The organism is Mesorhizobium sp. M7A.F.Ca.CA.002.05.1.1, assembly GCF_003998335.1.
GTDB lineage: Bacteria > Pseudomonadota > Alphaproteobacteria > Rhizobiales > Rhizobiaceae > Mesorhizobium.
In genome coordinates this window covers 1-2,471 of record NZ_RZQI01000868.1, presented here as the reverse complement: position 1 = coordinate 2,471, position 2,471 = coordinate 1, and the positions used below count along the sequence as shown (strand labels likewise).

General features: G+C 64.2%; 2 protein-coding genes and 1 pseudogene. All 3 read left to right on the top strand.

Features of this window, described 5'->3' with window-relative positions; all coding sequences use genetic code 11:
* Nucleotides 1–1,402: efflux RND transporter permease subunit (locus tag EN939_RS29745; protein ID WP_164751336.1), on the top strand; the 1,402-nt coding region annotated here is incomplete at its 5' end.
* A gap of 80 nt (nucleotides 1,403–1,482) precedes the next feature.
* Complete coding sequence (gene nthA / locus EN939_RS29740; RefSeq protein WP_127271239.1) at nucleotides 1,483–2,106, top strand: nitrile hydratase subunit alpha; 624 nt, start codon at nucleotides 1,483–1,485, stop codon at nucleotides 2,104–2,106.
* Nucleotides 2,103–2,471: pseudogene (locus tag EN939_RS29735) on the top strand (SH3-like domain-containing protein); the annotation flags it as partial. The gene nthA and the pseudogene EN939_RS29735, both read left to right, overlap by 4 nt.

The following is a 2,471-nucleotide window of genomic DNA, read 5'->3' as shown; positions in this document are numbered from 1 at the left end:
GCCCTATGTCGACCATGTGGCGTGGTCGGCGGGCAGCGGCAACAATGCGCTCAACCAGGGGCAGCTTTTCGTCCAGCTTAAGGGCAAGGACAAGCGCCCCGATATCGAGAAGGTGCTTTCGGACCTGCGCAAGCAACTGGCCGGCGTGGCGGGCATCGAGACCTACATGCAGCCGGTGCAGAATTTGAGGCTGGGCTCGCGGTCGTCGGCCAGCGCCTACCAGCTCGTGGTTCAGGGCCTTGATACCGGCCTGACCGATATTTGGGCGCAGAAACTGAACGACGCGATGGCTGCCGACCATGCGAACTTCACCGACGTCACCAGCGACCTGCAGAACAATGCGTTGCAGGCGACGCTGGTGGTGGATCGCGACAAGGCCGCCCAGCTCGGTATCGACACCGACACGTTGCGCTCCGCCCTCTATGGCGGGTTCGGCACCGACCAGGTTTCGACAATCTTCGGTTCGGCCGACAGCTACGAAGTCATCACCGAGCTCGATCCCAAGATCGAGTGGTCGCCCGAGCGGATGCTGGCCATCCAGATGAGGACGGCGAGCGGCAGTCTTGTTCCGCTCGGCGCCTTCGCCCGGGTCGATCGCACGGCCGGCGCCCTGACTGTCAACCAGCTCGGCCAGCTTCCAGCCGTGACCATCTCCTACAATCTGCCGCAGGGCGTGGCGCTGGGCGACAGCGTGACGCGCATCAATGCGCTCAAGGAGCAGATCGGCATGCCGACGGTGATCTCGACGACCTTTGCCGGCACGGCCAAGACCTTCCAGGATTCTCTTGCCAACCAGGGTTTTCTGGTCGGCGGCGCAATCCTGACCATCTATATCGTGCTCGGCATCCTCTACGAGAGCTTCATCCACCCGCTGACCATCCTTACCGGCCTGCCATCGGCCGTGCTGGGAGCGGTCGTTGCGCTGCGCTTCGCCGGCATGGATCTGTCTGTTATCGCGGTGATCGGCATCCTGATGCTGATCGGCATCGTCAAGAAGAACGGCATCATGATGGTCGACGTCGCGCTTGAACTGCGACGAGAAGGCATGTCGGCGACCGAGTCGATCCACAAGGCCTGCCTGATGCGGTTCAGGCCGATCATGATGACGACGCTGGCGGCACTGATGGGCACGTTCCCGATCGCGCTCGGCACCGGCGCCAGCGCCGAATTGCGCCAGCCGCTGGGCGTTGCCGTTGTCGGTGGCCTGCTTGCCTCGCAGGCGCTGACCCTGTTCGTGACGCCGGTGATCTATGTCTACATGGAGAATCTCTCGGGCTGGCTGGTCGGGCTCTGGTCGAAGCGCAAGGGCGAGACGGGCCCGGTCGAAGCGGGGGATCAGCCGTCGCTATTCAAGGCCAGGGAAGACATGCTGCCCGAACCGCAGCGGGCGGCGGCCGAATGATGTGACAGGGCCAGCGCCATGTGCCGTTGGCCCAAGCCGTTGCGCTTGCGGCGGCATCACTGGAAACGTAGTTTGCGGCCATGTCACACGATCATGACCACGACAACGACCTCGATCCGTTTGCCGCCCGCGTGCGCGCGCTGGAAACCATCCTCACTCAGAAGGGGCTGATCGATCCGGCCGCGATCGACGTCATCGTCGATACCTACGAGACGAAGATCGGCCCGCGCAATGGCGCCAGGGTGGTGGCGAAAGCCTGGAGCTATCCCGCCTATGCCGAATGGCTGAAGCGCGATGCGACGGCGGCGATCGCATCGCTCAGCTATACCGGCCGCCAGGGCGAGCACATGCAGGCGGTGTTCAACACCGAGGAGACGCACAATCTCGTCGTCTGCACGCTGTGCTCCTGCTATCCGTGGTCGGTGCTCGGCCTGCCTCCGGTCTGGTACAAGGCGCCGCCCTATCGTTCGCGCGCGGTGATCGATCCGCGCGGCGTGCTGGAAGAATTTGGACTCACGCTGCCGGCCGGGACAAAAATACGCGTCTGGGATTCGACCGCGGAGCTGCGCTATCTCGTCGTGCCGATGCGGCCTGAGGGCACCGAGGGCTGGAGCGAGGAGCGGCTGGCGGAGCTGGTCAGCCGTGATGCGATGATCGGGACCGGCCTGGCCCAAAGACCTGAAATAGAGGGGCAGCCGGCATGAACGGGCCGCACGATCTTGGCGGGCAGATGGGGTTCGGCCCCGTCGCGCCCGAAAAGGACGAGCCCTATTTCCATGCCGCCTGGGAAAGGCGGGCGCTCGGCGTTACGCTGACTGCCGGCGCCATGGGCGCGTGGAACATCGACGAGAGCCGGCACGCACGGGAATCGCTGCATCCGGCTGTCTACTATTCATCGAGCTACTACCAGATATGGATCAAGGCGCTGGAGGTGCTGTTGAACCGCCATGGCTTCGTCAGCGAGCGCGATCTCGAAGCGGGCAAGGCAGTCGATCCGGCAGCGACGCCCAAGAGGGTGCTGAAGGCGGAAAACGTGCCCGCAGTGCTGGCCAAGGGTGGTCCTTGCGAC